The sequence below is a fragment of the Staphylococcus sp. AC872 genome (assembly GCF_979255425.1).
This window is the reverse complement of sequence record NZ_CEEDKW010000099.1, coordinates 1-232: the sequence shown is the minus strand read 5'-3', so window position 1 is coordinate 232 and position 232 is coordinate 1. Positions and strand designations below refer to the sequence as shown.

Sequence of the window (232 nt, the reverse complement as noted above, 5' to 3'; positions counted from 1 at the left end):
CAAGACTACAACTAGCCTTGTTAATGTTACAACGTGATAATTTACTTATTTTAGATGAGCCTACCAATCACCTCGACATAGATTCAAAAGAAATGTTAGAACAAGCTTTAGAGCAATTTGCAGGTACTATAATATTTGTATCCCATGATAGATATTTCATCAATCAATTAGCCACTAAAGTATTTGACTTAGATCATGATGGTGGCAAAATGTATCTTGGTGACTACCAATA

1 pseudogene is annotated in these 232 nt (G+C 32.8%); it reads left to right on the top strand.

The features are described 5' to 3' along the window. Positions 1-232: pseudogene (locus ACZ267_RS13075) on the top strand (ABC transporter ATP-binding protein); the annotation flags it as partial.